This is a genomic window from Paenibacillus sp. FSL H7-0326 (assembly GCF_001955535.1).
Taxonomy (GTDB): Bacteria; Bacillota; Bacilli; order Paenibacillales; family Paenibacillaceae; genus Paenibacillus; species Paenibacillus shunpengii.
In genome coordinates this window covers 430,895-456,468 of sequence record NZ_MPVN01000004.1, presented here as the reverse complement: position 1 = coordinate 456,468, position 25,574 = coordinate 430,895, and the positions used below count along the sequence as shown (strand labels likewise).

The 25,574-nt window shown below is 49.2% G+C and carries 22 protein-coding genes; 6 read left to right on the top strand and 16 right to left on the bottom strand.

What is annotated here, in order from left to right:
- Window positions 1-79: 79 nt before the first annotated feature.
- From BK126_RS20960 to BK126_RS20885, 16 genes are all read right to left on the bottom strand, one after another.
- Window positions 80-640, bottom strand: coding sequence for a manganese efflux pump MntP (locus tag BK126_RS20960; RefSeq protein WP_047912405.1), 561 nt, complete (start codon window positions 638-640; stop codon window positions 80-82).
- Between the two features lie 79 nt (window positions 641-719).
- Window positions 720-1,742, bottom strand: a complete 1,023-nt coding sequence (locus BK126_RS20955) for an L-threonylcarbamoyladenylate synthase (protein WP_076314611.1) — start codon at window positions 1,740-1,742, stop codon at window positions 720-722.
- Between the two features lie 293 nt (window positions 1,743-2,035).
- Window positions 2,036-2,704, bottom strand: a complete 669-nt coding sequence (gene spoIIR, locus BK126_RS20950) for a stage II sporulation protein R (RefSeq protein WP_076314482.1) — start codon at window positions 2,702-2,704, stop codon at window positions 2,036-2,038.
- Between the two features lie 279 nt (window positions 2,705-2,983).
- Window positions 2,984-4,186, bottom strand: coding sequence for an FtsW/RodA/SpoVE family cell cycle protein (locus BK126_RS20945; protein WP_076314481.1), 1,203 nt, complete (start codon window positions 4,184-4,186; stop codon window positions 2,984-2,986).
- Window positions 4,187-4,372: 186 nt separating this feature from the next.
- A complete protein-coding gene (gene prmC / locus BK126_RS20940; RefSeq protein WP_083656028.1) occupies window positions 4,373-5,260 on the bottom strand; it encodes a peptide chain release factor N(5)-glutamine methyltransferase in 888 nt (295 codons plus the stop codon).
- 7 nt (window positions 5,261-5,267) lie between these two features.
- The gene (prfA, locus tag BK126_RS20935) at window positions 5,268-6,335 is read right to left on the bottom strand and encodes a peptide chain release factor 1 (RefSeq protein ID WP_047912410.1); all 1,068 of its coding nucleotides are present in this window, start codon (window positions 6,333-6,335) and stop codon (window positions 5,268-5,270) included.
- 391 nt (window positions 6,336-6,726) lie between these two features.
- On the bottom strand, window positions 6,727-7,827 hold the full coding sequence (ychF, locus tag BK126_RS20930; RefSeq protein WP_076314479.1) for a redox-regulated ATPase YchF: 1,101 nt from the start codon (window positions 7,825-7,827) through the stop codon (window positions 6,727-6,729).
- A gap of 252 nt (window positions 7,828-8,079) precedes the next feature.
- Window positions 8,080-8,556: a GNAT family N-acetyltransferase gene (locus tag BK126_RS20925; RefSeq protein WP_256209720.1), complete on the bottom strand. Its 477-nt coding sequence runs from the start codon at window positions 8,554-8,556 to the stop codon at window positions 8,080-8,082.
- Between the two features lie 24 nt (window positions 8,557-8,580).
- Entirely contained in the window at window positions 8,581-9,690 is a 1,110-nt protein-coding gene (gene fni / locus BK126_RS20920) for a type 2 isopentenyl-diphosphate Delta-isomerase (protein WP_076314478.1), read from the bottom strand.
- A 142-nt stretch (window positions 9,691-9,832) separates the two neighbouring features.
- Window positions 9,833-11,314: a phytoene desaturase family protein gene (locus tag BK126_RS20915; protein WP_076314477.1), complete on the bottom strand. Its 1,482-nt coding sequence runs from the start codon at window positions 11,312-11,314 to the stop codon at window positions 9,833-9,835.
- Entirely contained in the window at window positions 11,314-12,528 is a 1,215-nt protein-coding gene (locus BK126_RS20910) for a glycosyltransferase family 2 protein (RefSeq protein WP_076314476.1), read from the bottom strand. Before BK126_RS20910 ends, BK126_RS20915 begins: the two co-directional genes overlap by 1 nt.
- A gap of 2 nt (window positions 12,529-12,530) precedes the next feature.
- Window positions 12,531-13,268 carry a lysophospholipid acyltransferase family protein gene (locus BK126_RS20905; protein ID WP_076314475.1) on the bottom strand — a complete coding sequence of 246 codons (738 nt, stop codon included), beginning with the start codon at window positions 13,266-13,268 and terminating at the stop codon, window positions 12,531-12,533.
- Window positions 13,237-14,007: a carotenoid biosynthesis protein gene (locus tag BK126_RS20900; RefSeq protein WP_076314474.1), complete on the bottom strand. Its 771-nt coding sequence runs from the start codon at window positions 14,005-14,007 to the stop codon at window positions 13,237-13,239. The genes BK126_RS20905 and BK126_RS20900 overlap by 32 nt, the downstream gene beginning before the upstream one ends.
- 1 nt (window position 14,008) lies before the next feature.
- Window positions 14,009-14,881, bottom strand: a complete 873-nt coding sequence (locus tag BK126_RS20895; RefSeq protein WP_076314473.1) for a phytoene/squalene synthase family protein — start codon at window positions 14,879-14,881, stop codon at window positions 14,009-14,011.
- Window positions 14,882-16,342 carry a phytoene desaturase family protein gene (locus BK126_RS20890; RefSeq protein WP_076314472.1) on the bottom strand — a complete coding sequence of 487 codons (1,461 nt, stop codon included), beginning with the start codon at window positions 16,340-16,342 and terminating at the stop codon, window positions 14,882-14,884.
- Window positions 16,339-17,889, bottom strand: coding sequence for a phytoene desaturase family protein (locus BK126_RS20885; RefSeq protein ID WP_076314471.1), 1,551 nt, complete (start codon window positions 17,887-17,889; stop codon window positions 16,339-16,341). The genes BK126_RS20890 and BK126_RS20885 overlap by 4 nt, the downstream gene beginning before the upstream one ends.
- Window positions 17,890-18,321: 432 nt before the next feature.
- Between BK126_RS20885 and BK126_RS20880 the strand changes: the two genes are divergently transcribed.
- The 6 genes from BK126_RS20880 to BK126_RS20855 all read left to right on the top strand — a co-directional run bounded on the left by BK126_RS20880 (window position 18,322) and on the right by BK126_RS20855 (window position 25,572).
- Window positions 18,322-19,824, top strand: a complete 1,503-nt coding sequence (locus BK126_RS20880; protein WP_076314470.1) for a phospholipase D family protein — start codon at window positions 18,322-18,324, stop codon at window positions 19,822-19,824.
- A 137-nt stretch (window positions 19,825-19,961) separates the two neighbouring features.
- Window positions 19,962-20,555, top strand: a complete 594-nt coding sequence (locus tag BK126_RS20875) for a TetR/AcrR family transcriptional regulator (protein ID WP_076314469.1) — start codon at window positions 19,962-19,964, stop codon at window positions 20,553-20,555.
- The gene (locus tag BK126_RS20870) at window positions 20,552-20,902 is read left to right on the top strand and encodes a DMT family transporter (protein ID WP_076314468.1); all 351 of its coding nucleotides are present in this window, start codon (window positions 20,552-20,554) and stop codon (window positions 20,900-20,902) included. The genes BK126_RS20875 and BK126_RS20870 overlap by 4 nt, the downstream gene beginning before the upstream one ends.
- On the top strand, window positions 20,903-21,217 hold the full coding sequence (locus tag BK126_RS20865; RefSeq protein ID WP_076314467.1) for a DMT family transporter: 315 nt from the start codon (window positions 20,903-20,905) through the stop codon (window positions 21,215-21,217).
- 187 nt (window positions 21,218-21,404) lie between these two features.
- Window positions 21,405-22,322 carry a TetR/AcrR family transcriptional regulator gene (locus BK126_RS20860; RefSeq protein WP_076314466.1) on the top strand — a complete coding sequence of 306 codons (918 nt, stop codon included), beginning with the start codon at window positions 21,405-21,407 and terminating at the stop codon, window positions 22,320-22,322.
- A gap of 49 nt (window positions 22,323-22,371) precedes the next feature.
- The gene (locus BK126_RS20855; protein ID WP_076314465.1) at window positions 22,372-25,572 is read left to right on the top strand and encodes an efflux RND transporter permease subunit; all 3,201 of its coding nucleotides are present in this window, start codon (window positions 22,372-22,374) and stop codon (window positions 25,570-25,572) included.
- Window positions 25,573-25,574: the final 2 nt, after the last annotated feature.

Genomic DNA, 25,574 nt, shown 5'->3' with positions numbered 1-25,574 from the left:
TCCATTGTCATTAAGTTCCCTATGAGATGAATTCTATTGTATGACGCTTCGTCTCAATATGCAAAAGAGAAAAATCGAGCTAGAAGATGAACAGCATGCCAAAAGCCAGCAATATGGCCCCTCCTACAGCTTCTCCGTATTCTCCGAGATTACGGCTCACTCTTCTGCCTATCAATAAACCGACCATCGACATCACGAAACCACAGATGCCGAAGGCGATAACGGTCAGCCATAAATCACTCTTGAACATACCGAGGGTTACACCAACGGAGAAGGAATCAATACTAACACTAACCGCAAATATCATCGTCCCCGCAAACGTCCGGTGGTCCATGAAGTTGGACTCCCCAGGTCTCAAGGCGTTAAATATCATATGTGCACCGAGTGCAAGAAGCAAGCCTCCTGCTACATATGAAGTAATCTGACCCAGAAAGGAGCTGACATACTGTCCTGTGTAGAAACCAATCAAAGGCATAAGAATATGAAACAGCGATATCAACAAGCTCAGCCGAAGCACATGCAGAAGCCGAATCCCCTTCATGCCTATTCCGATACCCAGCGAAAATGCATCCATTCCTAGAGCAACAGCCATAATCATAATTGTGATAAGATGGCCGAGTTCAGCAGGTGCGACCAGCATTCATTCATACCCCCATGTTCACTATAAGTCTTGTACACGATATGCGGACAAGAAGTAAAACATGACAAGTATGAGGTTCTTACGTCACATGGATGATCTGATGTCCGGCTGCTTTTAACAGACGATTCATAATCGCTGCACCAAGCCCCGTGGAAGGACATGCCTCAGCCAGAATATAGGATGCGCCCATCTCATCACAGCTTCGGAGTGCGGCATATAGCAGATGAGCTCCCTCTGCCAGCCGGTCCATACTGCCCAGCGAGAACAAACCATCTGCCTGATACTGACCGATATGCTCACTGAAGGCTAGAACCGCAGTTACTTCCCCGCGTCCCTTGGCTTCGTGAAGCCTGCTGGAGATATAATCCGTTACTTTAGAAGCATCTCCATCGACTATACAGAGTGCACCTTTGGGGGCATAATGCGTGTATTTCATACCTGGTGAACGGGGCGCAACCAAGCTCTCATTGTGATCCGCAGCAAGACCCGGGTCCACGCGAACCTCGGAAGCAACCGTCCCCAGCTGTTCTGCCGTAATTCCACCAGGACGCAGAATCGTTACTGTTCCATCCGCATTTGCTTGCACGACCGTTGATTCCACCCCAACACCGGTAGCCCCGCCGTCCACAATCCCGGCAATGCGTCCATCCAGATCAACCTGAACATGCTCCGCGAGTGTAGGACTGGGTCTTCCTGAGCGATTCGCACTTGGAGCAGCAACAGGGCAGTCCGCCAAGGCCAGGAGCTGCAGAGCCACAGGATGGTCCGGCATACGAACGCCAACCGTGTCGAGGCCCGCAGTTACCCGTGCTGACAAGACTCCTGGCTTAAGCGGTAGAATAATCGTAAGCGGTCCCGGCCAAAAAGCATTCATCAGCGCTTCCGATATTTCATTGATTTCACTTACAAATTCGACTAGCTGCTCCCGATTCGCAATATGCACGATTAACGGATTGTCTGAAGGTCTCCCTTTGGCTTCAAACACCGCTTCCACCGCTGACGTATTTCTCGCATCCGCCCCCAGTCCGTACACCGTCTCTGTAGGAAACGCAACAATGGAACCGTCCCGAAGGAGCTGAGCAGCTTCTTCCAGATGTTCCATCGCTTGTATCGTATGATGTTCCTGCCAGCCATTCTGTACACTGCTGTTCTGCGGCGACACCTGCCAATAAGAGGTCTCCATTCCCGCGTCTCCTCCACTAGCTTTGATAACAGGCTGTTCCTTATCTGTTCTATTTGAATTGTTTGTCATTTGTAATCATCCAGCCTCATCTTGTATTCGTAAATGTTTATAGTATAGCATAGTTGTTGAGTTTTCGATGAGATGGCCATGCCATTATTCGATTCCGGTGAACGGCACCCGCCTCACACTTTTCCCTCGTTAACTACGATCTGCTAAGCAAACATGCTGTCTGCCCAGTCCCATATTTTAACCAATAAATCCCATAAGAAAAATCGGACTTCAGGCTCAGAAGTGCCCTCTGCAGCAGCTACCTCTGTGGTTTGTTCATTTCCATTCGCCGAATTCCCTGTATCAGCTGTATCCTTATCCGCGAGATCTCCGTTACTGCCACCTACAAAGCATAGAGGAGGGAATAACACGCACCACCAATTCTGACCTTCGCCTTTACCGAGCGTAATTCGAACCGCTTCATAATCGCCTGCCGGATAGATCAACTTGCCGTACATCTTTGTCGGAAAAGGGACGACCGCCAGCTCTACATTATACTCATAATCCAGTCCGCGTGCAGCGAGCTCCTCGCCTACCAATTCTTTAAGCTGAGGAATATGCGTTTGAACCATCGTTCTTGCCTGATTCAGACTATTCGGGTTGTCGAGCTCAGGGACCCACTCATTCATCTGCATGACGACAGCGTCCCGAATCTCTCTTTTGACGAGCTGGTCACCCGGCATATCTGAGTTAGCCAGTATACGCAGCCGGATGGACTCCTGCGGAATAAGAGTTTGATGAAGCGCAGCATCCATCTTTTGACCTTCCCAGCTCATCATGACAATCATCATTACCACCACGATCATTAGAAACTGCTTCATACTCTTCCGCATACCCGTCTCCCCCTTAGGCCATGTTCTTCATGTCTATCAGTATGTCCCCATTTGCTAGAGTTAAACCTAGCATTTGAAAATTTAAGAGATTCGATTCATTTCGTAAATAACGCCAACTAGTACGTAGAAATGAGACTGCAGATAAGGGGATCGAGAGATGGGATGATAGAGTTCATAGAAAGGGAAGTCCGCACTTGTGAAAATAAAAAGAGAAGCACAGCTCTGTGCAGAGCAGCTCCTCTGCGACAGTCCGTACTTCCCTGATTCTTATCTTACTTACTAGGCTCTAGCTTCCTTGCGGCTGAAAGAGCGTTTCTTCTGCTCATTGCTCGATGGAGATGGGATATCATCATCGGTCTCCTGTCCGTGCACCCGAATACTCATGATCAAGCCGATACTTGCCATATTAATCATAAGTGACGTTCCCCCGTAACTAATGAAGGGAAGTGTAATTCCGGTCAGCGGCATGATCCCAATGAAGGCGCCGATATTGACGAACACCTGATACAAATACATCGCCACCACACCGACAATAATGTACGGCCCGGTCCTCTCCTTCGTCTCCAGTGCAATCAAGATCATGCGGTGAATCAGTATAAAGTACAGCAGCAGCAGTACCGATGAACCTACAAACCCGAATTCCTCCGCAATCAGCACAAATATGGAGTCGGAGTAGGTGTACGGAACTCGTCCGGATTGTACTGAGGAGCCGTCCATGAAGCCTTTCCCCGTAATCCCGCCAGATCCGATGGCGAGCTTGGCATTATCGGTGTGCCAGGAGGCTTTGGCTGTCGCCTTCTCGGGAACGAGCCAAGGGTCGAGACGCTCAGCCCAGTGCGTACGGCCGAGTTTGTCTAGATAATCATAGATCGAGTCGTGGTATACCGTATACAGCTTGATGCCGCCGCCCACTATAACAGCGACAATGACAAAACCAATGAGGGCATGAGACGCTTTAACATTCCCGATCCACAAGAGAGCAATCAGTATCACCACATAGGCCAGCGCGTTTCCAAGGTCATTCTGAAGCATGACAAGAGCAAACGGCAAAAAAGTCAGAAGGCCGATTGGCACAACGTCTTTCCAAAAATCCAGCTTCGACTTGTCCCGTTTAATCAGCACAGAGGCGAGGAAAATAACCAGTACCAGCTTGAAGAGCTCTGCCGGCTGAATAGACAGCGGTCCGAGCTGAATCCAGCCGGTCGCATTATTCAGGTTACTTCCGAAGAAGTTCGCTGCGAGCAGTGTAGCCAGTCCGAAGAAATAGATATACAAAGCATATTTGACTAACAGCCGATAATCGACCAGCGTAATTGCAAACATTGCTCCGAAGCCCAGCACATAATAAGCCAGCATCCGAAGATGATGACCTTCTAGTTTCGTGCCGTGCGTGGCACTGTACAAGCTCAAGATACTAATGACCATAAGCAGGCAGATGATAACCAGGATGGAAGCATCCATCTTTTTAAACTTCTGCAGCATGAAGCCGTCCCCCTAAAACGCATCCTGTTTCGGTTCGACACGATAAAGCGTGTATGAAACCATCAGCGCATTTCACAATTCACAATTTTAATTCGACATAATATTACACACTTCATCTATTGTAAGGGATAGATTCGGAAAAAGAAAATCAAGAGGGATTACAATTTCGTAATCCCTCTTCCAGCTTTATCCTTTATTTCTGATTCCCATAACATGACGATCAATTCCAGCGAGATCCGGCACAACAATGATCTCATCCCAGTGGCCGGCCACACGCAGCAGCTCGGCCACATCCTCCGCCTGGCCTTGGCCAAGCTCGAAGCCAACGAGCCGCGGCGGCGCAGCGAGCAGGGCCAGCTGCGCCATCATGGTCCGGTAAGGGCCGAGCCCATCCGGACCTCCATCCAGCGCAGTGCGCGGCTCATGCTCGCGCACCTCACGCTGCAGCCCGGCGATATCATCCGCCGGGATATAAGGCGGGTTCGACACCAGGATGTCGACCCGCTCCCCCGCGAAGGGCGCGAGCAGATCGCCCTCGCGAAACTGCACGGCTGCGCCGTTCGCTGCTGCATTCTGTGCAGCTACGGCGAGCGCCTCCGGGCTGATGTCGCTTGCTTCGACATGCCAGCCCGTCCGCTTCACCGCCAGCGTCACCGCAATGGCGCCGCTGCCTGTGCCAATATCTGCGGCCAGCGGTGTTCCGCCTGGCCACAGCCTGTCGCCGTGCAGCATGACCGCCTCGACGAGCAGCTCCGTCTCGGGCCTCGGGATCAGCACGGCGGGACTTACCATAAACGGCAGGCCGTAGAATTCCTGCCGCCCTATAATATACTGGGCCGGTTCCCCCTGGCCCTTGCGATTCACAGCCTCTTCGAATGCTGAAATCTGCTCCGCCGGAAAAGCATCCGGCAGCGCCATATAATAAGCAGCCCCCTCGAGCCCCAGAACGTACTCCAGCAGCAAACGCGCATTATTCTGCGGCTCCAGCACACCACAGTCTTCTAAAAAAGAGGAAGCCTTAAGAAAGGCTTCCCGATTGCTGCTTCCTTGCGGCAATTGAAATTGCAACCGCATCAAAGCTTTATTCCCCTTTTTCCATGATTTCTGCCTGCTCTGCAATGGTCAGGGCAGACAGAATCTCTTCAATCTCACCGTTCATCACTTGATCCAGTCTATGCATGGTTAGACCGATCCGATGATCCGTTACACGGCTCTGCGGGAAATTGTACGTGCGAATCCGTTCACTACGATCACCCGTACCGACTTTGCTCTTCCGCTCACCTGCATATTTTGCCTCTTCCTCTTGACGCATCATGTCATAGATCCGAGTACGCAGCACTTGAAGTGCCTTTTCCTTGTTGGAGTTCTGGGATTTGCCATCCTGACATGTAGCGACAATGCCCGTTGGTACGTGCGTTACCCGAACGGCCGATTTCGTCGTATTAACGGACTGACCGCCTGCACCACTGGAGCAGAACGTATCAACACGAATATCCTTGTCATGTATTTCAATATCAAAATCCTCAGCCTCAGGCATAACCGCTACGGTAGAAGTAGAGGTATGAATCCGTCCGCCAGATTCTGTCGCAGGGATGCGCTGTACCCGGTGAGCGCCGCTCTCGTATTTCATTTTGCTGTAAGCGCCGCGGCCATTGATCATGAAGATAACCTCTTTAAATCCGCCAAGGTCACTCTCATTCACATCCATCAGCTCGACCTTCCAGCCTTGGGATTCTGCATAACGTGTATACATCCGGTATAGATCTGCAGCGAACAGCGCAGCCTCGTCACCGCCTGCCGCACCACGAATCTCGACAATCACGTTCTTGTCATCGTTCGGGTCTTTCGGCAGAAGCAGAATACGAATCTTCTCCTCGAGTTCCTGCTGGCGGGGAGCCAGCTCATCAATCTCCATCTTCACCATTTCACGCATCTCATCGTCAAGCTTCTCGTTCAGCATTTGCTTCGCTGCATCGAGCTCTTCAACGACAGTTTTATATTCGGTATAAGCCTCATACGCAGGCTGCAAATCCGATTGTTCCTTCGAATAATCTCTCAGCTTCTTGCTGTCACTCGCCACATCCGGGTCACACAGCAGCTCACTAAGCTTCTCATAACGATCCACAAGGGCCTGTAAACGATCCAACATAGTAATCACCTCTTCTTAAGCATCTTTCACATTCGTTCGTATCCGACATTATATTATAAGGTTTAAAAGGTTGTAATGAGGGTATCGCTACAACGTCATCAATCCTTTGTCATTAATAAAAATAATCATACAGTTAAAGCAAGTCTGTCGACTCTTTATTATATCATACGGCAAAGCGCTTGAGAAGATACTGCTGTGAGGATGTATTTGAAGATATTTGAAGATATTTGAAGATATACTTGAGGATGTAATTTTTTTATAACGCATGCTACTTAGATGTACCGAAGCTAAGAAGCGAGGTTATGAATTCAGGCAATTATTCTGCCTATCCATGATTCCACAATAAAGCCCCTGTCTTCCCAACAAAGGAAAGGCAGGGGCCTCTTCATGATTAAACGTTAAAGCGGAAGTGCATCACATCGCCGTCCTGCACAATGTATTCTTTACCTTCCAGTCTCAGCTGACCGCGCTCCTTCGCTCCGTTCATGGAGCCTGCAGCCATCAGATCAGCATAGGATACAACCTCGGCACGGATAAAGCCGCGTTCGAAGTCAGAGTGGATCACGCCTGCTGCGCCCGGCGCCTTCGTACCTTTGCGGATCGTCCAAGCGCGAACCTCTTGAACACCTGCAGTAAAGTAAGTGTACAGACCAAGAAGGCGATAAGCTGCCTTAATCAGGCGGTTAAGACCGGATTCCTCCAGCCCCAGCTCTTCAAGGAACATTTCCTTGTCTTCTCCTTCAAGCTCTGCGATCTCAGCCTCTACTTTAGCACTGATCGGTACCACTTCAGCATGTTCTGCGGCAGCAAATTCCTTCACTTGCAGCACATACGGATTCTCGTCCGCAGTAGACACTTCATCCTCACTAACGTTTGCCGCATATAGTACGGGCTTCATTGTCAGCAGGTGAAGATCGCGAACGACGAGACGTTCGTCTTCTGTCAGCTCCAGGCTGCGTGCTGGTTTGTCTTCATACAGCACTTCCTTCACCTTCTCCAGAACTTCTACTTCCTGAGCGCCCTGCTTGTTGCCGCCCTTCATATTCTTGCGGGCACGATCAATGCGCTTCTCAACACTCTCAATATCAGCCAGAATCAGCTCGAGATTGATCGTTTGAATATCGGATACCGGATCGACCTTGCCATCCACATGCGTAATATTCTCATCTTCAAAGCAACGTACAACGTGCACAATCGCATCGACTTCGCGAATATGAGCCAAGAACTTGTTACCAAGCCCTTCACCCTTACTCGCACCGCGGACAAGCCCTGCAATGTCGACAAATTCAAATGCCGTAGGCACGGTCTTGTTCGGCTGTACCAGCTCTGTAAGTTTGTCCAGGCGCTCATCAGGAACCTCAACGACACCGACATTCGGATCAATCGTACAAAAAGGATAGTTTGCGCTCTCCGCGCCTGCTTGGGTAATCGCATTAAAAAGGGTCGACTTTCCTACGTTCGGAAGTCCGACAATCCCTGCTTTCAAAGCCATGTATTCCTACAACTCCTCAAATAAATATTTGTTTGCAGCGAGCGTATTCGCTGAGAAGAACGTATTTCATAATGGTATGAATCCATTCGTTATAAACGAAGATATCATGAAATTCATTCGAAATGTATGCAAATTACGTGTATAAACTTTCGTGACAATCCCACTAATTATATATGAGAAGCGGTAGACCATCAAGACAAGAAGCGGCTAAAGTCTCCCGTTTGTACATAATTGCCAGCACCAATCGTAAGCCTACAATTCCTTATACATGGTAATGCTCTTCGCCTCATAGCCCATTTTGGTATACAAGCTCATGGCCCGGGCATTATGACCAAATACATGAAGTCCAATCCGTTCAGCCTGTAATTTGCGAGCTTCCTTCTCCAGCAGCTCCATTGTCCGCGTACCGTAGCCCTTGCCCTGATATTCCTCGGCTATATGTATGTCATACAGAAAGGCCTCTCTTACTCCATTCCGCAAGTAGATATTAAACCAGATAAATCCGATGACTTGTCCATCACCTACACTTGAATCGATCAAGTTGTAAAAATAAGCATCCTGGGTAAGGTATCCTTCCGGGAGAATCCGGTGCATATCCTCTAACGCCCGGCTCTCAGCATGCTCAGGCAGCCAGGTTCCGGCTGTAATCTTCTCCTGAGCATATTGTTTCAGAGTAAAGGACATAAAATCCTCAAACTGCAATTTATTCATTGCACTAAGCTCAATCACGATCCAATTCACCTTCCTGCTGATTCAATGTTTGATGAGTCTTGATGTGCCCTGAAGCTCTGCAATCGTTCTTACGCCTATACCAAACATGGCAGCACGCAGCTCGAATTCAACCTGCGCCAATCTCTCATGAAGTGCCTCTTCTGAATGGACGGCGGATTCAAGCAGGGATCTCCCGAACCCGGCCAGATCTGCACCCAGTCCAATTGCTTTGGCTGCATCCACTCCATTCGTCAGTCCGCCGCTGCCAATCAACGCCCTTCCAGGGTTGTACTTACGAACTTCCAGGATACAATCGCTAGTAGGAATTCCCCAATCAGCAAATGCTTCGGCTGCGGCCTTGCGCATCGGATCCTGATTGCGATACTTCTCCACCTGAACCCAGCTTGTCCCTCCTGCTCCGGCAACATCAATAAATGAAACTCCAGCAGAATACAGCCGGGCTGCTGTGCTTCCATCAATTCCCCAACCCACTTCCTTGACACCGACCGGTACCTCAAGCTTCTTGCATAGAGCTTCAATTCGCTGCAGCAGGCTGCTAAAGTCCGTGTTTCCTTCGGGCTGAAAAACTTCCTGCAGACTGTTCAGGTGCAGGACCAGCATCGATGCACCCGCAATGTCTACTGCCCGCTGACAGGCTTCTGCACCGAAGCCGTAGTTCAGCTGTACCGCTCCCAGATTCGCAATGACAGGTATGGTAGGCGCATTTCTTCGGACAGCAAAGGTATCACTAAGCTCCGGCTTCTCCACAGCTGCACGTATGGAACCCACTCCGAGTGACCAGCCTCTCGCTTCTGCCGCCGCCGCAAGACGTTCATTGATTAAGCCTGTCGTTTTGCTCCCACCGGTCATGGAGCTGATCAGCAGCGGTGTACGCAGCTCTTCCCCTAGGAAGGCGGCGGCAAGACGGATATCGGAGAAGCTAAGCTCCGGCAGCGCCAAATGGCGGAATCGATATTTCTCAAATCCAGTTGATATCCCCTGACCATTCACATCCTCATTCAGGCATAACCTGACATGCTCCATTTTCCGTTCTCCGGTTGGGATCTCAGGCAGCAGATGCTCGCTAACCCGAAATTCATTTGTGCTTGTGCGCTTGTTGTCTTCATGATCCTGATCGGGTCGTCTTTGCATACTCTCCTCTTCTCCTCTCATCACTCCCATGAGTTGTTGTGAGATTGATTTCACATTCTTTATGATCCTGAACTATTATAACGAAATGAATACAGCTTATCGATGTGAGCTTGCTCATCTTTTTTTCATAATCACTAATATCTCAGCCTATATACTTACCCGCTACCTGCTCTCCAACAAGCTGACCGGACAACGTCACAATCGGCGTTCCTCCACCTGGATGTGTCGTTCCTCCGACAAACCATAAATCCTCAATATCCTTGTGCTTGTTACCTGGCCGGAAGAAGGTCTGGTTCACCGTGTTGGAGGATATACCATAGATACCGCCGCGATAGGCAAGTGTATCTTGCTCGATCTGCTCCGGGTTGTAATGGATGATAACTTCGGACTGATCCAGTCCATCTAAGCCTCTTGCTGCGAGTTTATCAAAAATCAACTGCCGATAGGTGTCTGTATGCTGTTCCCAGCTCCAATCCTCAGACACATACGGGGCATTGGCCAGTATAAATAAGTTACTGCTTCCGTCCGGAGCCATTCCATTCTCAGAGTAACCAGAATAACACAGATAGAGTGTTGGATCCTGCGCCGCCTGTCGTCTCTGAAAGATATCCGTAAATTCATCCTGATAGACCTCAGGGAAAAACACCGTATGATGCAGCAGCTGCTCATACTGCTTACGCACGCCGCACAGCGTTACAAAGCCAGATAATGAGGGCTCGTACCGGGAGATTGCCTTATCATTCATAGACGGGCGATATTGCTCAGGAATAAGCAGGCGGTTCATGCTGAGCACATCTCCATTTACGACCACGACATCTGCGGTGTATTCCCCCTTGTCACTCTGGACTCCTGCCGCTCTCCCATTTCGGATAATCAGCTTACTCACATGCTCCCCAGTATGAATGCGTACCCCAAGCTCTTCTGCCCGCTTTACCATCCCCGTAATGAGGGAAGAGGTCCCTCCTTCTACACCGTAAATACCAAGATCGGCCTCCACATGACCCAGCATGGCGAAGATCGAGGGTGTACTGTAAGGGGATGCGCCGATATACGTAGCATACCTCCCCAGCATCATCAGTGTATTCGGATGTTCAAAATATCGACGCAGCAGCGTATCCAGCTTGACGAGCGGCCTTACTCGCAGAAGGCTCTTTAACATGGACAGGTTGTACTTGTCTCTGGGGGTGAGCAGCAGACGATTCAGAAACTTGTCCTCCGCCTCTCTGTACAGTGCTTGGGATTCCTCCATGAATGCCTCATATCGCAGCGCATCCTTCGAACTGTAGACGGCCATCTGCTCCTTCATCTGTTCCCGGTCTTTCGTTAAATCCACTGCACTGCCATCCGCAAAAACATTACGTGTACGCGGATCAAGGTTATATAACCGAACGTAGTCTTCCATTGAGACCCCGGACTGTTCAAACACTTGGCGGAACACATGCGGCATCGTGATTGTGCTGGGTCCTCGATCAAAGGTATAGCCCTGATCCGTAATTCTCTGAAGCTTGCCGCCTGGATGCTGCTGCCGCTCGAGCACAGTAACATCCATTCCTTCCGATGCTAGACGAATGGCGCAGGACAGCCCTCCGAATCCTGCGCCGATAATGACTGCCTTCTTCTTCATTAGTTGTACCTCCGCCCTTTCCACACATAACCTTTGCCTGTGACTGCTCCAAGCCAGGAGGATATTCCGATCAGAATGACACAGGCGATGCTGACCGGATGCAGAAACATGAGCCACAGCGGCTGGCTGTTCACCTGGTCGGCCACCCTCTTCACACCCATGCCGAGCAGAGTGGCAGCTAATCCATAGCCGATGACCAGAGGATCACCTGTCAGTATACCTATGATAAGGCCCATCGGCGGCAGCAGGTACAGCAGGGCATACATGAGCAGCACGAGAGTCAGCAGGAAACCGCTGCGCCCCAGCCCCTCGAACAGGTTCTTCTTATATCCGTTCCATACCTCCCGTGCATTCTGATACATACGGGTATGGGTATGCTGATGGATATCAGCCAAGGTTACCGGCTCCCCTGCGCGTTTTACTGCCCTGGCCAGCTGCATGTCATCGAGCAGATCCGCTTTAATTGCGGCATGCCCTCCGGCAAGCTCATAGGTATTGCGATGAATGAACATAAAAGCTCCGGTCGCCGCAACAAATCTGGCGTCACCCGAGCCTCGTACAAGCCGAATCGGAAGATGGCTGATAATCGTGAATTTCATCATCGGTACGACCAGTTTCTCAAGCCATGTACCTGTAACCTGTCTAGGAAAGCCCGTAACAAGTCCTGTCCCCTGCTGTACTGCGGTGTTCAAAACTGCAGTTATCGCATGGCGCTCAAGCCTTACATCCGCATCCATGAACAGCCACCATGTCCCGGCTGCCTGTTCAGCAAGCTGATGACATGCATGGGATTTGCCCATCCACCCGGGCGCAAGCTCCCTGCCATCTATAATGCGAAGTCGAGAATCCTGCGCAGCCATCTCTTCCAGTATACGCCCGGTCGCATCTTCTGACCGGTCATTGAGGACAAGCACTTCCAGCTGGATACCCTCTGTATCTGCGGCAAGCACGCTGGCCAGACAGTCTCCGATATGCCGCTCTTCATTGCGGGCCGGGATTAGGATGGAGACCTTGACTGCCTCAGGATCCCTTCCGTTCGCGGCGCTCGATTCCTTCATGGAACCTGATTGGATTGCACGCTTAGAGCCGTGTAATGCAGAGGAGCTCCCTGCATCGCCAAGACGCGGAAGCTGCCTTTTATTCCATATCGAGAAGACCAGCTGTACAGTCAAAATACCGCACAGAATCATGAGCAGATATGCAAGCACATTCATGTCTATTGCTCCCCCCGCTTCACAAACACTTTCTCAAATCGCTCACTCGTTGACCTCTTGCTGTGTATCAAAGATATGTATTCTGCTGGCCGTCCGAGAGGAGCAGCCATGATCTCGCACTTCTGTCTCTCCAGCTGCCCAGTAAGCACGTCCTCCAGTATCCCCGTAATTTCACGACTGGTGTAATCGGACCAGTTCTCTATAATCGGGTGCCCGGCATTCATGAACGCCTCAGGCTTATCCCGGCTGTACAAGCCGTGTACAAGAGTTACCGGTATTACAGCCGTGTTGGGCAAGCGCGACAGCAGCAGTCCGACCCCGCGCTCGAAGCCAAGCGGACGAACATCCTGATGCCGGATTTCCCCTTGCGGGAAGATCCAGACTCTATGACCTGCGGATAACAGCTCACGTGTGTAGTTTAACGTTTGGCGCACTTCCCCCGTATCGCCTTTGCGTATCGAATAGGCGCCAAGCTTCCGAAAGAACGCAAATTTGTGCAGCTGCTCCTCCTCCATCATCACATAGTGCTCACCAGAAGACAGCCTCTGCAGCGCATGGTGCACAAGCAATCCATCCCACCAAGAGCTGTGATTCATGATGTAGAGGACAGGCAATTTGGAATCTGCAGGATCCAGCTGTCCGCGAATACCAATATAGCTGAATCTGCGCTCAAGCAAGTATTTTTCATTGTATATCGAGAACAGCTTGTTAAAGAATCGGGACTTGTTTGCGGACAGCATATTGATGACTCCCCTCTGCTACAAAGATGGCAACAGCCGCAATGATGGTAGAACCGTACAGTCCATCTTGAAGCGCCAGCAGCCCAAACAATAAAATGAACATTTGGTACAGCAGCTTCCCTCTGCGCTGGAGAGACGGATTGTAGTCAATCGGAGGCAGCAGCAGGGACAAAATTGCGCCCATAATGAACCAGCTGGTAAAATTCGTCCACGGCACCCCGTAGAATCCGCCCACCCCCTCCCAGCTCCAAAATTCCCGCTGATGCATAACAGGGTCCAGTACCAGATCCATCACAAGAGCCCATGTTCCGACCTTCAGTGCTCGAATAAGTCTACCTCTTACACCATGACCACCACCGCTCAGCAGCGCAGCATTTCCTACTACAGCAATCCATGCAAAACCGAGTGTGAACGGCACCGAAAATACATGGAAGCCGAACAGAAATGAATAGCTGTATTCACCAAATGGCCAGCCGCTGTGGACTCCCAACCACTCTACGCCCATTCCACCTAGCCACATGAGGAAGGCAATTAGCCATACAGCAGGTCTTCTCCACCATTCATGAGGCTGATTAGACATGGCGGGGTTCAGCTGTCTACCAAACACAAGACTGAGCGCACACAATGCGTAGAAGACGAGGAATAATCCATTAGAGAAGTTCAAATATTCAGGAACACCAATGGTCAGCAGCAGCACTGCACCAATGCTGTACCATATCCAATATACAATCTGAATCATCTTAGGACACCGCTGCTTTATTACGCTTGCCAGAGCGCTTCTTATGCTTGGCCGCAAGCTTAAGGAAGAGCTTCATTTTTCGCTCATCTGTTACAAATGCCCGCTTGGTATACACATCATATTGATTCACCTCTACCGCATCCAGAATGGAAGCATAGAACGAGGCTGCCAGCTCTACAGCAAAGCCGCTGAGCGGCGGATACGTATCAACATCGGCCAGCCCCTCTTCAAACCACCGGCTTGCGATCTCTTGTAATTCCCGAATGACGGAGATAAAGCGTTCATCCACAATTCCCTCATCAAAATCCTTCATCGTATAACCGTGTCTGACCATCAGCTCCATCGGAATGTATCTGCGGTTACGAGCCTTGTCCTCACCGACATCGCGTATAATATTCACAATCTGCATCGCCTTGCCAAGCGCAATACCCGAAGTCATGGCGGATACACTGTTATCATCGCGAAGAACAGGAAGCAGCATCTCTCCTACCGTGCCTGCTACCAGATAGCAGTAATGCTCCAGCTCCTCCATCGTAGAATAGTGCGTTAGAGTCAGGTCCGAGATCTGCCCCTCCATTTGGCGGAAGAAGGGCTCCTTCGTCAGATTCGGAAATTCTCCGAACAGCCAGCGAAGGGCCGGCCATATGAAATGTCCCTCAGCCTGATCCAGCTCTTTCAAATGATGCTGCAGCTGAAAAATGGAATACGGCGCTTGGTCCGGCTCATCTACACTGTCATCGATCAGACGACAGAAGGCGTAGATAACGAAGACCGCTTCCCGTCTTGGGCTGGGCAAACCGCGAAAGGCATGGTAAAACGAAGCAGAGCCCTTTCGTATCATTTCCTCACAGCGTGATATAATCGCTTCATTCATTTATCCCATCTCCTTTATCAACTCGTTTGCACATAACCTTGCGCCTTGCATAACAATCGGTATTCCACCGCCTGGGTGAACAGAGGCTCCTGCTGCGAACAAGCCTCGAATGTTCGGATACGGCTTGGGCTGTGGCCGATAGACGCCGGATTGAAACAAGACCGGAGCTATGCCGAAGCTGCCGCCGCCGTATAACCCGTCTCGTCTGGCATCCTCTGGTGTGCGAATCTTGCGCCATCGGATGGCTTCTCGAAGCCCGGAAAAAGCCTTCATCTCAGCAGCTTCCAGCACTTTATCCACTATAGCTTCCGCATCTTTCCAATCTTCTATTCCTTCAGCATTGGGCACAGGTATAAGGAAGTAGAGTACGCTGTGTCCTTCAGGTGCAGCTGTCTCATCCACAGCAACCGGATTAAATGCATAGAATGAAGGGTTGTCCGGCAATGATCGTTTCAGGAACACTTCCTTCATATTGGATACAAAACGATCTGGCAGAAAGAACTGATGCGCCGTTGCTTCAGGAAATCTCTTATCTACCCCCAGATAGACGAGGAGACAGCCAGACGAAGCGGTATACTTTCTTCTAGTTCGGATCTTCCCGTTCATCAGCTTCGATATTTCGGGAAAATCCCCATTATAAACGACGGCATCATATAAGGCAGGGCCCTGAGGAGTAATGACACCCTTGCATTCCCGATTCTCCACAATAAGCGTCTCCACTTCCTCATTCAGCCGAATCTCCCCGCCCCGTGCCAGCAGCTCATCCGCCAGCAGAGAAGCAAGGGAAGCGTAACCGCCTCTTACCATCCAGACTCCAAATTGATGCTCCGCATAGGGAAGCAGCGTATAAATGCCAGGGGTAGATAATGGTGAGCCCCCAATATACAAGCTTTGCAGCGAATAAGCATCCTTGAGCTGCTCGTTATTAAAATAACGGCCCATCGCAGATCTTAAGCTGGTATATGCCCTCATATCCTTCAATAGCCGAGTGACTTCCCGTGTATAGAAGTCTCTCCTTCTCGGAAACGGCCGTTCAAGGATCGTACTTACTCCTGATGGAAAGAGCGGGTCCATGTCCTCCATGAAACGCTGAAAGCCGGCACCCTCACCCGGAAACACACGATTAATCTCCTCGATCTGTTCCTCACGGTCAGACCACTTCGACAGAACCTTACCGTCCTCAAAATAGAATCGATGCATCGGATCACAGCGGATCAGATCTATACGGGATCTATCAATTCCCGCTTCCTCGAGAATGCCGAGCAGCATCTCCGGCAGGAGGACGATCGTAGGACCCTGGTCAATCCGGTAAGGTCCCTCTTCCTCATATGCGAGGCGGCCTCCTACACGAGCGGCCTTCTCGTAGATCGTCACTTCAAACCCTTGTTTTGTAAGAAGCAGAGCGGTCGTTAATCCTCCAACACCTGAGCCGATAACGGCTATTTTCTTGGTTGTGCTCATGACAATTGCCCCGCTTCCCTAGCTTTGCCCATATAGTTCTTCCTTGGATGCTTGCGTGCATCAGCCTCCTGAATGAGCCTTACACTGATCTTGGCTGATTCAAAAATCGTAGGCAGCCCGCTGCCTGGATGCGTTCCTCCACCAACCAGGTAGAGACTCTCCAATTCCTCAAATTGATTATGGGGCCTTAGATACATCATTTGATCAAGCCCATGGGCCAGGTTAAATAAGGCTCCATTATAGATATCAAGCTCCTCTTCCCACTGAAGGGGAGTGAAGAACATTTCTTCCTCAATATGCTCGGACAGCCCTTTCAGCTCGGGAATTTGCTCGAGGCGGTTCATCATTGATTGCCTGATTTCTTCCCTCTGCGCTTCCCAGTCAATGTCTGCTGTCGTATTCGGAGACGGCATCAGCACGTACAGCGAAGATTTTCCAGGAGGAGCCAGTGTCGGATCCAGCACTGACGGGTTATGTATATAGATAGAAGGATCTGCAGACAGCGTTTTGTGCACTGTCATTTCATCGACATTCTTCCGATAATCCGCTGCGAAATGGACGGAATGATGCGCCAGATCAATCTTCTTGTTCACACCCAAATAGAGCATCGCACCTGAACAGGAATACTTTTTGTTACGAATCTTCTCAGGCGTATATTTCTTCAGTACACCAGGCTCAAACAGTTTGACCATAGACGAGGAAAAATCAGCATTCAGTACCACATGATCGGCATATACCTTTTGTCCGTCATCCAGTAGTACCCCTGCTGCTCTTCCTTCCTCCACCAAAATCTTCTGCACGGGCCTCGAAGTATGAATCCGGCCGCCGTGCTCCTTGATGACTTCCTCCATGGCGCGAAACACCTGATTCACACCGCCCTGCGGATGATGAAGCCCGAAATGATGCTCTATATAAGACAGAATCGTAAAGGTACCAGGACAATCCCAAGCAGACATACCTAGATATTTTGCCTGAAAAGTGAAGCCCCAGCGAAGACGTTCATCCTTGAAATAACGGGATAATCTCCCGTACACGGTATCGTTCAAATGCAAATAAGGCAGGGCTCTGACTGCGTCCGATTTAAGATAATCCGTCAGCTTGCCAAAAGGTCTGCGTAATAGCGGCTCCACCTTCTCATATTTAGCCTTCTCATCCTTCATGAATCGAAGATAATTGTCCTCGTCCCCAGGGAACACACGGGCAATCTCCTTCGCGGTCTTCGCTTCATCACTCGAAGGAGCGAACACTTTGTCCCCAAAATGAAGAGTATACAGCGGGTCCAGCTGCTGCATATCCACATAGTCATGGAGTGAACGCCCGACTTGTGTGAACATTTCTTCTATTAGATGAGGCATCATCAGGAAAGTAGCACCTCGGTCAAATTTATACTCTCCCAGCGTTAATCTCGCAGAACGCCCCCCGATCACAGGCTGCTTCTCGTACAGATCCACTTCATAGCCTTGCCCTGATAACAGCATCGCTGCTGCCAAACCGCCGGGTCCAGCTCCAATCACAATGGCTTGCTTTTTCTTATGTACAGGCTTCATGTTTTAGGCACACCTTTCTATGTATTTATTAAGATTGGCGGTTATGCTAGACAATATTCATAGACTTTCCAAAATATACTTTCTAAAAGTTAGATAACCAATATAAAGGCAATAATAATTATTTACACCGGTAGGTTAATTATTAAACAAAAAAAATAAAAAACTTTTTTATAGCAAGATTTTTATCTATTCAATCAGACTTATGCAGTTTGGACTACCCGTATAATGAATGACATTATATATTATGACGTTCGGTAAAGATAAAGTACATTTATTATACATAAACGGATTACCCTTGTCGATGCCTCTAAGCCGGCTGATTTGCTTCATCTCCCGTATGTTGGCGTTAATAATGTGCAGGATATAGAAATCATGATATGTGACCCATCATCCTATCTTATATTTATTACTTTTGAAGGGGCGTCTTCATCAATGAACAATCTACATCATCCGCATCATACGCAGGCATCGAGCTCAGCTGTTTCCAAGAAAAAATTCTCTATAAAAAAGCTCCTCCTGTGGTTTATCATCCTTAACATACTATGGCTTGCAGGTGTCATTGTGTATCAAATGAATAAACCTCTGCCTGAAGGTGTATCCTTCGAGGGACCTGTTCATCATGTAGAGCATGTCGAGTTTTTTGCTGATCTGACATATCCCGATCCGAAAGCGCCGGAGGGTACCGAACGACATGAACAACGCATCATTAAGCGGATGGAACAAATTGTTCAAGAGGCAGAACAATTTCTTGTCATCGATATGTTCCTGTTTAACCATTATGAGCACGCAAACCAGACATTTCCCCAAGTGAGCAAGCGTTTCACCAACCTGCTGATCAAGAAAAAGCAAGCGAATCCTGATATGGATATCGTATTCATTACAGATGAAGTCAACACCAATTACAACTCTCACCCCAACGCCTTGCTGGAGCAAATGAAAGCCAGTGGAATCCGGGTAGTCGTAACAAATGTGGATCCGCTCAGGGATTCAACCCCCTTCTACTCTGCTGTATGGCGTACATACTTTCAATGGTTTGGTGAACAGGGAACCGGCTGGCTGCCGAATCTCATGGCCACAAACGGTCCTGATGTGACCTTCCGCTCCTATCTCAAGCTGCTGAATGTGAAAGCCAATCACCGCAAGCTTGTAGCCAGCGAACAGACAGCTATCGTTGCTTCTGCCAATATTCACGACGCCAGCGTCTATCACTCCAACATTGCCTTTGAGGTCTCAGGTCCGATTATCGGAGACATTCTCAAGACAGAACAGGCTGCCATGGATTTATCCTCCGCAGGCAAGCTTCCCGAATATACTGCACCAGAGAATGCTGAGTCAGGGCCTATTCGGGTGCGCTATCTGACCGAAGGGAAAATAGCGAAGCATGCGATATCTTTAATCGAGCAGTCTCAGTCTGGAGATACCCTATGGATGGGGATGTTTTACTTGGCGGACAAAGCGGTGAAGGAAGCCCTGCTGGAAGCATCGGAGCGGGGAGTTGAGATTAGGATCATTCTTGATCCGAACGAGAATGCTTTTGGACAGAAGAAGATCGGTATCCCTAACCGCCCGGTTGCCGAAGAGCTGACTGAGAAGTCCAAGGGCAGGATCAAGATCAGATGGTATAACACGACCAAGGAACAATATCATACCAAGCTGCTGTATCTGGAGCGCCGTTCTGGAGACCATATGATGCTAGGGGGATCAACCAATTTCACTCCCCGTAATTTAAATGACTACAATCTAGAAAACAATCTATGGATTGAAGCTCCTTCGGACAGCAAGATTGCTGCTGATGTATCTCAATACTTTAAACGTTTATGGAGCAATAAGGACGGCGAATTCACTCTTGATCTATCGGCATATGAGGACCCTACTACGTTCTGGACCGGCATCCTGTACAAGATTCAATATGCTCTCGGCTTCACTACTTTCTGATAAATGCTGATCTGATAACCGCTGAATGATCATTCAGCGGTTATTTCCGTATTCCTATCGCCCATATTATCAGCATAACTAGTTGACATTGAACGTTAACCACGTTAGACTAACGATCGTTAGGTAGGTGAATGATAATGAGTTCAGACAAGATAAAAGAAGCCGCGCTAAGTCAATTTGCACTCGAGGGCTATGAAGGGGCCTCCCTCCGCAAAATTGCGGATGAAGTCGGAATCAAGAAGCCGTCGATCTACGCACATTATAAAAATAAGGACGACCTGTTCATCCATGTCGTGGAGTATGTGTTCCAGCTGGAACGCAGACGAATCCTGACTTATTTTCAGGAGCAGTCCAATAAGCATAGTACGCTTGAAGAATGCCTTCATGGGTTCTTCGATTGGTTTGGGAAAGAATTCGAATCTCAGGACGCCGCCAAGCTGCTCATGCGAGTCAGCTATTTCCCGCCGGCATCCCTGAATTATGAGGTTAGTCATATGGTGTATCCGTTTCTGGATGGCCTGGAGAGAGTGCTCGCCAAATTTCTGGTGCGGCAATCTTATGAACGCACTCACGCAGCTCAAATCGCCATCAGCTATATGACGCTGGTTGACGGTACGACGGTTGAGCTGCTCTACGGGGGCATGGAGCGTTATCAGAAACGTGTCGAAGCCGCCTGGCCCGTGTTCTGGCATGGTCTTCAACTTTTTCATACAAAGGAGTCATCTTCATGAATCGCAACTGGTTATTTGTTATCCTCGGAGGAGTCATTGAGGTTATTTGGGTCTCTGGCCTAAAGCATGCGGAAACACCGCTGGAGTGGATTGCTACTGTAGTATCGATTGCCGTGAGCTTCTGGCTCATTATTCAGGCTGCCAAGCGGCTGCCTGTCGGGACGGTCTATGCCGTATTTACTGGACTGGGTACCGCAGGTACCGTCATTGCGGAAATGCTCTTATTCGGAGAGCCCTTCCGCTTATCCAAAGTACTCTTAATCGCACTATTGTTAGCCGGTGTAGTCGGACTCAAGCTGGTAACGGATCAATCGTCGAAGCAAGAAACGAAAGGAGGTCTAACCTAAATGGCATGGGCAGCAGTTATTTTTGCAGGTCTGAGTGAAATACTTGGTGTTATTGGGATCAAAGGCATGTCATCGGGGAAAGGAAAAAAATACTTCCTGTTGATGGGCGTAAGCTTCCTGCTGAGCTTCTCCCTCCTCTCCTATGCAATGCAGTCTTTGTCTATGGGTACGGCATATGCTGTATGGACCGGAATTGGCACCGTCGGAAGTACTATTGTTGGAATGTTCATTTTTGGGGAACCTAAAGAGGCGAAGCGCGTATTGTTTATTGCAATGATCTTGTGCTCCGCTGTCGGACTAAAGCTGATCGGTTAAGAATCAGTGAAAGACAAGGGTGTTACAGGAGAAATTTCCTGATGCACCCTTGTCTTTTTTAAAATACTTTGTGACGAGCACAATACATATTCAAAGAGTTGTTTCTCCTGTTTTTTTAAGATATAATTTTTCTGACCCATTAGTCAGATTAAGAACCGGGGAGTTCTGAAAAGAGGTGATCCTATTATTGTCGAACTCAACCACGGATAAGAAAAAACATATTCTAATCGCTGCACTGCAGCTATTTTCTACGAAAGGCCCTGCTGCAACGTCTATGCAGGAGATCGCGGAGCTGTGCGGCATTTCCAAAGGGACACTGTATCTCCACTACAAATCCAAGGAAGAGCTTCAGGAAAGTGTGGTCAGCTACTGCATTCAAACGATATACGACAAGATTGCCGTTGTGGAACGGGAACGGGAGCTGCCTCCACGCGATAAGCTGCGCAGACAAATTGAAATTCTGCTGGAGAATTTCCTTGAACTCAGAGAGTTCTTCATTGCTCAGATGCTGGATATGGCGAACCGGGGAGATAAAGGATTTCCTCTGGAGAAATGGCCCGAGGGCATGCTCGCCCACGCCATGAAATTGTTCAGCCAGAAGATGGTCGATATATATGGTCCAGAAGTGCTTCCTTACTCGGTTGATCTTGCGCTTCAGCTTCACAGTATGATGGGATCTTACTTGAAGCTGATTGTTACGGAGCTGTTATCCATTCATCTCCACCGGATGGCCGAGTATTTGGTTGAAACGCTGGATATTATTGCTGAGGCCAAAATTCGCGATCAGCGTGAGCCTTTTATTCCAAAAGATTTATGGCTTCCGTGGATGGAAGAAAATCTTCACAAGTACGACTCCAAAAAACACCCTCTGTTCCTCATCAAGGAAATCAGGCATGCGGTTCGGAACAGCGATGTACTGGAGGAGCGCCTGCGTGAGGACACGCTTGATTCGCTTTCTATACTGGAAGACGAGTTCTTTGAGCTTAAGCCCAGACGTGCCCTTATTCTCGGCATGATTGCCAATCTGAAGCAGGTGACAGACGTTCAAGAGCTTGTCCAAGAGCTCCAGCAAGTGTTCGATATGTATTTGAAGTGGAGAGACTAGAAATATGCTTACAACTTTGTGCTAAAGAGAGAGGAGAAGAAACTTAAGAATGAAAGGAATTATAAACTTCTCGCTAAAAAACAAATTAGCGATTTGGATTCTGACGATCATCCTGATCTTCACCGGCTTGTACAGCGGTCTCACGATGAAGCAGGAAACGATACCAAATATCAACGTACCCTTCCTGAGCGTCAATGCCGTATATCCAGGTGCAGCCCCTGAGGCTGTCGTCGAAGAAGTGACCAAGCCGCTTGAAGAAACACTCCGTAATGTTGAGGGGATCAAGAATATCACATCAACCTCAATGGAGAATGTTGCTTCCGTTAATATTGAATTCGATTATGGAACCAATCTGGATAACGCGACGGCTGCTGTACGCGAGGTGCTGAATGATGTTCAGCTTCCAGACGATGCACAGAAGCCGAGCATTTCCAAATTCAGCATTAACTCCTTCCCTGTTGCTTCCATCAGCTTGTCTGGAAAGAACGGAGAATCATTGGAGGATTTGACTCGTATTGCCGAGAATGACATCGCCCCTGCCTTCGAGGACGTGGATGGCGTTGCTTCCGTTCAAATCTCGGGTCAATTTGCGAGAGAAGTAACACTGAATTTCGATGATGCCAAGATGGCAGAGCTTGGACTTACCCAAGAAACGGTGCAAAATATCGTTCAAGCTTCCTCTATGCGCGCTCCTCTCGGACTCTTTAACCTGGATGATGCCGAGAAGGCTGTCGTTGTAGACGGCAACATCATTAGCATTGAAGATTTGGAGAACATTGAAATTCCAGCTGTCCCTAGTGGTGCGGGCGCGGGCGCGGGTGCAGGTACTGGCGCTGGTACGGGTGCTGACGCGGGCGCGGGTGCTGATGCGGGCGCGGGTGCTGGTGCAGGCGCGGGTGCTGGTGCGGGCGCGGGTCCTGGTGCTGGTGCTGGTGCGGGTGCCGCAGCAGGAATACCTACTGTTAAGCTTAGTGAAATTGCTAAAATAGAAGTTATCGGTCAGGCCGAGTCGATCTCTCGTACCAACGGAGCAGAATCTCTTGGTTTCTCCATCGTAAAAGCAAATGATGCCAATACTGTTGATGTAGTCAATGGTATTAAGGACGCTTCTGCTGACCTGGAAGGACTGTACGATAACATCAACCTGGATCTTCTGCTTGACCAAGGTCAACCGATTGAGGATTCCGTTCATACGATGCTCTCCAAAGCATTATACGGCGCACTCTTTGCGATCATTATTATTCTGATCTTCCTGCGCGACTGGCGTTCAACGCTGATCTCCGTCATTTCCATCCCACTGTCTCTGCTTATTGCACTTACAGTACTGAACTTGATGGATATCACGCTTAATGTCATGACCCTGGGTGCGATGACTGTAGCGATCGGCCGGGTTGTCGATGACTCCATTGTCGTTATCGAGAATATATATCGACGGCTGGCACATTCCGGTGAGAAGCTCAAGGGTCGTGAATTGATCCTCTCCGCGACGCGTGAAATGTTCGTTCCGATCATGTCTTCAACGATCGTTACGATTGCCGTGTTCCTTCCGCTTGCCCTTGTCAGCGGTATGGTCGGTGAATTGTTTATGCCGTTTGCATTGACGATGGTATTTGCCTTGCTGGCTTCCTTGGTTGTGGCGATTACAATTGTTCCGGCAATGGCACATTCCCTCTTCAGAGGCGGACTTAAGAACAAGGTTAATCATGATGAGAAGCCGGGCAAAATGGCTGGCGGATATAAGAAAATTCTGAATTGGACGCTGAACCACAAGTCCATTACCATTATTGCAGCTGTACTCCTGCTGGTAGGCAGCTTGTTCCTGACCCGCTTCATTGGAACCAGCTTCATCCCTGAACAAGGTACCAACTATACACTGATAACCTACAGCCCAGAGCCAGGTGCAACACAGGAAACGGTTGAAGAGCGTACACTTGAAGTCGAAGAATTCATCCTGAATTCTGAAGGCGTGAAGAGCATGCAGTACTCCGTAGGCGGCGGTAACCCGATGGCAGCGATGGGCGGATCGTCCAACTCCGGTCTCTTCTACCTGATCTTTGAAGATGGCGTAAGTATATCTGAAGCAACAGAACCGATCATTGAAGGACTTCAGGAGCGTGTGCCAGAAGGTGAATGGTCCACTCTGGATATGGCAGCCGGCATGGGTGGAAACACACTGACCGTCAGCATCTTCGGTGATGATGTGGAACAGATTAAGCCTGTCGCAGATGACGTTCTCGAAGTCGTTAAGGCGGATACTGAGAACTTCGAAAAAGCAGAATCCACCCTTGAAGAAGGCTATGATCAATATACACTTGTAGCCGATCAGCAAAAACTGAGCTCCCTTGGCCTGACAGCAGGTCAACTGGCGATGGCGCTTGCTCCGCAAAATGAGCGTCCTGTCCTGACCGAAGTTGAAGTTGACGGCAAGAACTATAACGTGTATATCGAAACAGAAGAGAAGCAATACGCAAGTATTAAGGAAATTGAAGAAGAAACTCTTACTTCCCCACTTGGAATTGAGGTTCCTATCAGTGAAGTGGCTACTGTAGAAGAAGGAACAACCCCGGCATCCATTATGCAGATTGATGGGGAGACTGTGGTACAGGTAACAGCAAACATCCTGTCCGCTGACGTTGGTGCTGCTTCAGCTACTGTAGAGGAAGCCGTTAACAATATGGAGCTGCCAGAAGGCGTTCATGTTGAATTCGGCGGTGTAACTGAGCAGATTAATGAGACCTTCTCACAGCTTGGCCTTGCCATGCTGGCGGCGATTGCCATTGTCTATTTCGTACTCGTTGTAACCTTCGGCGGAGGTCTAGCTCCATTTGCAATCTTGTTCTCCCTGCCGTTCACCGTTATTGGTGCGCTTGTTGGATTGCTCATTACAGGCGAGACACTCAATGTATCGTCCCTCATGGGCGGACTGATGCTGATTGGTATCGTAGTCACGAACGCGATCGTCTTGATCGACCGTGTTATTCATAAAGAAAATGAAGGAATGTCCACTAGAGAAGCCTTGCTTGAAGCGGGAACCACTCGTCTTCGTCCGATCCTGATGACTGCACTTGCGACCATTGGTGCGCTTCTGCCGCTCGTCTTCGGATGGGAAAACAGCGCGGGTATTATCTCTAAAGGACTTGGCGTTACCGTAATCGGCGGTCTGATCAGCTCCACATTGCTGACACTCGTTATCGTGCCGATTGTGTATGAAATTCTGTCCAAGTTCAAGAAAAAACGGATTGAGGATTAATG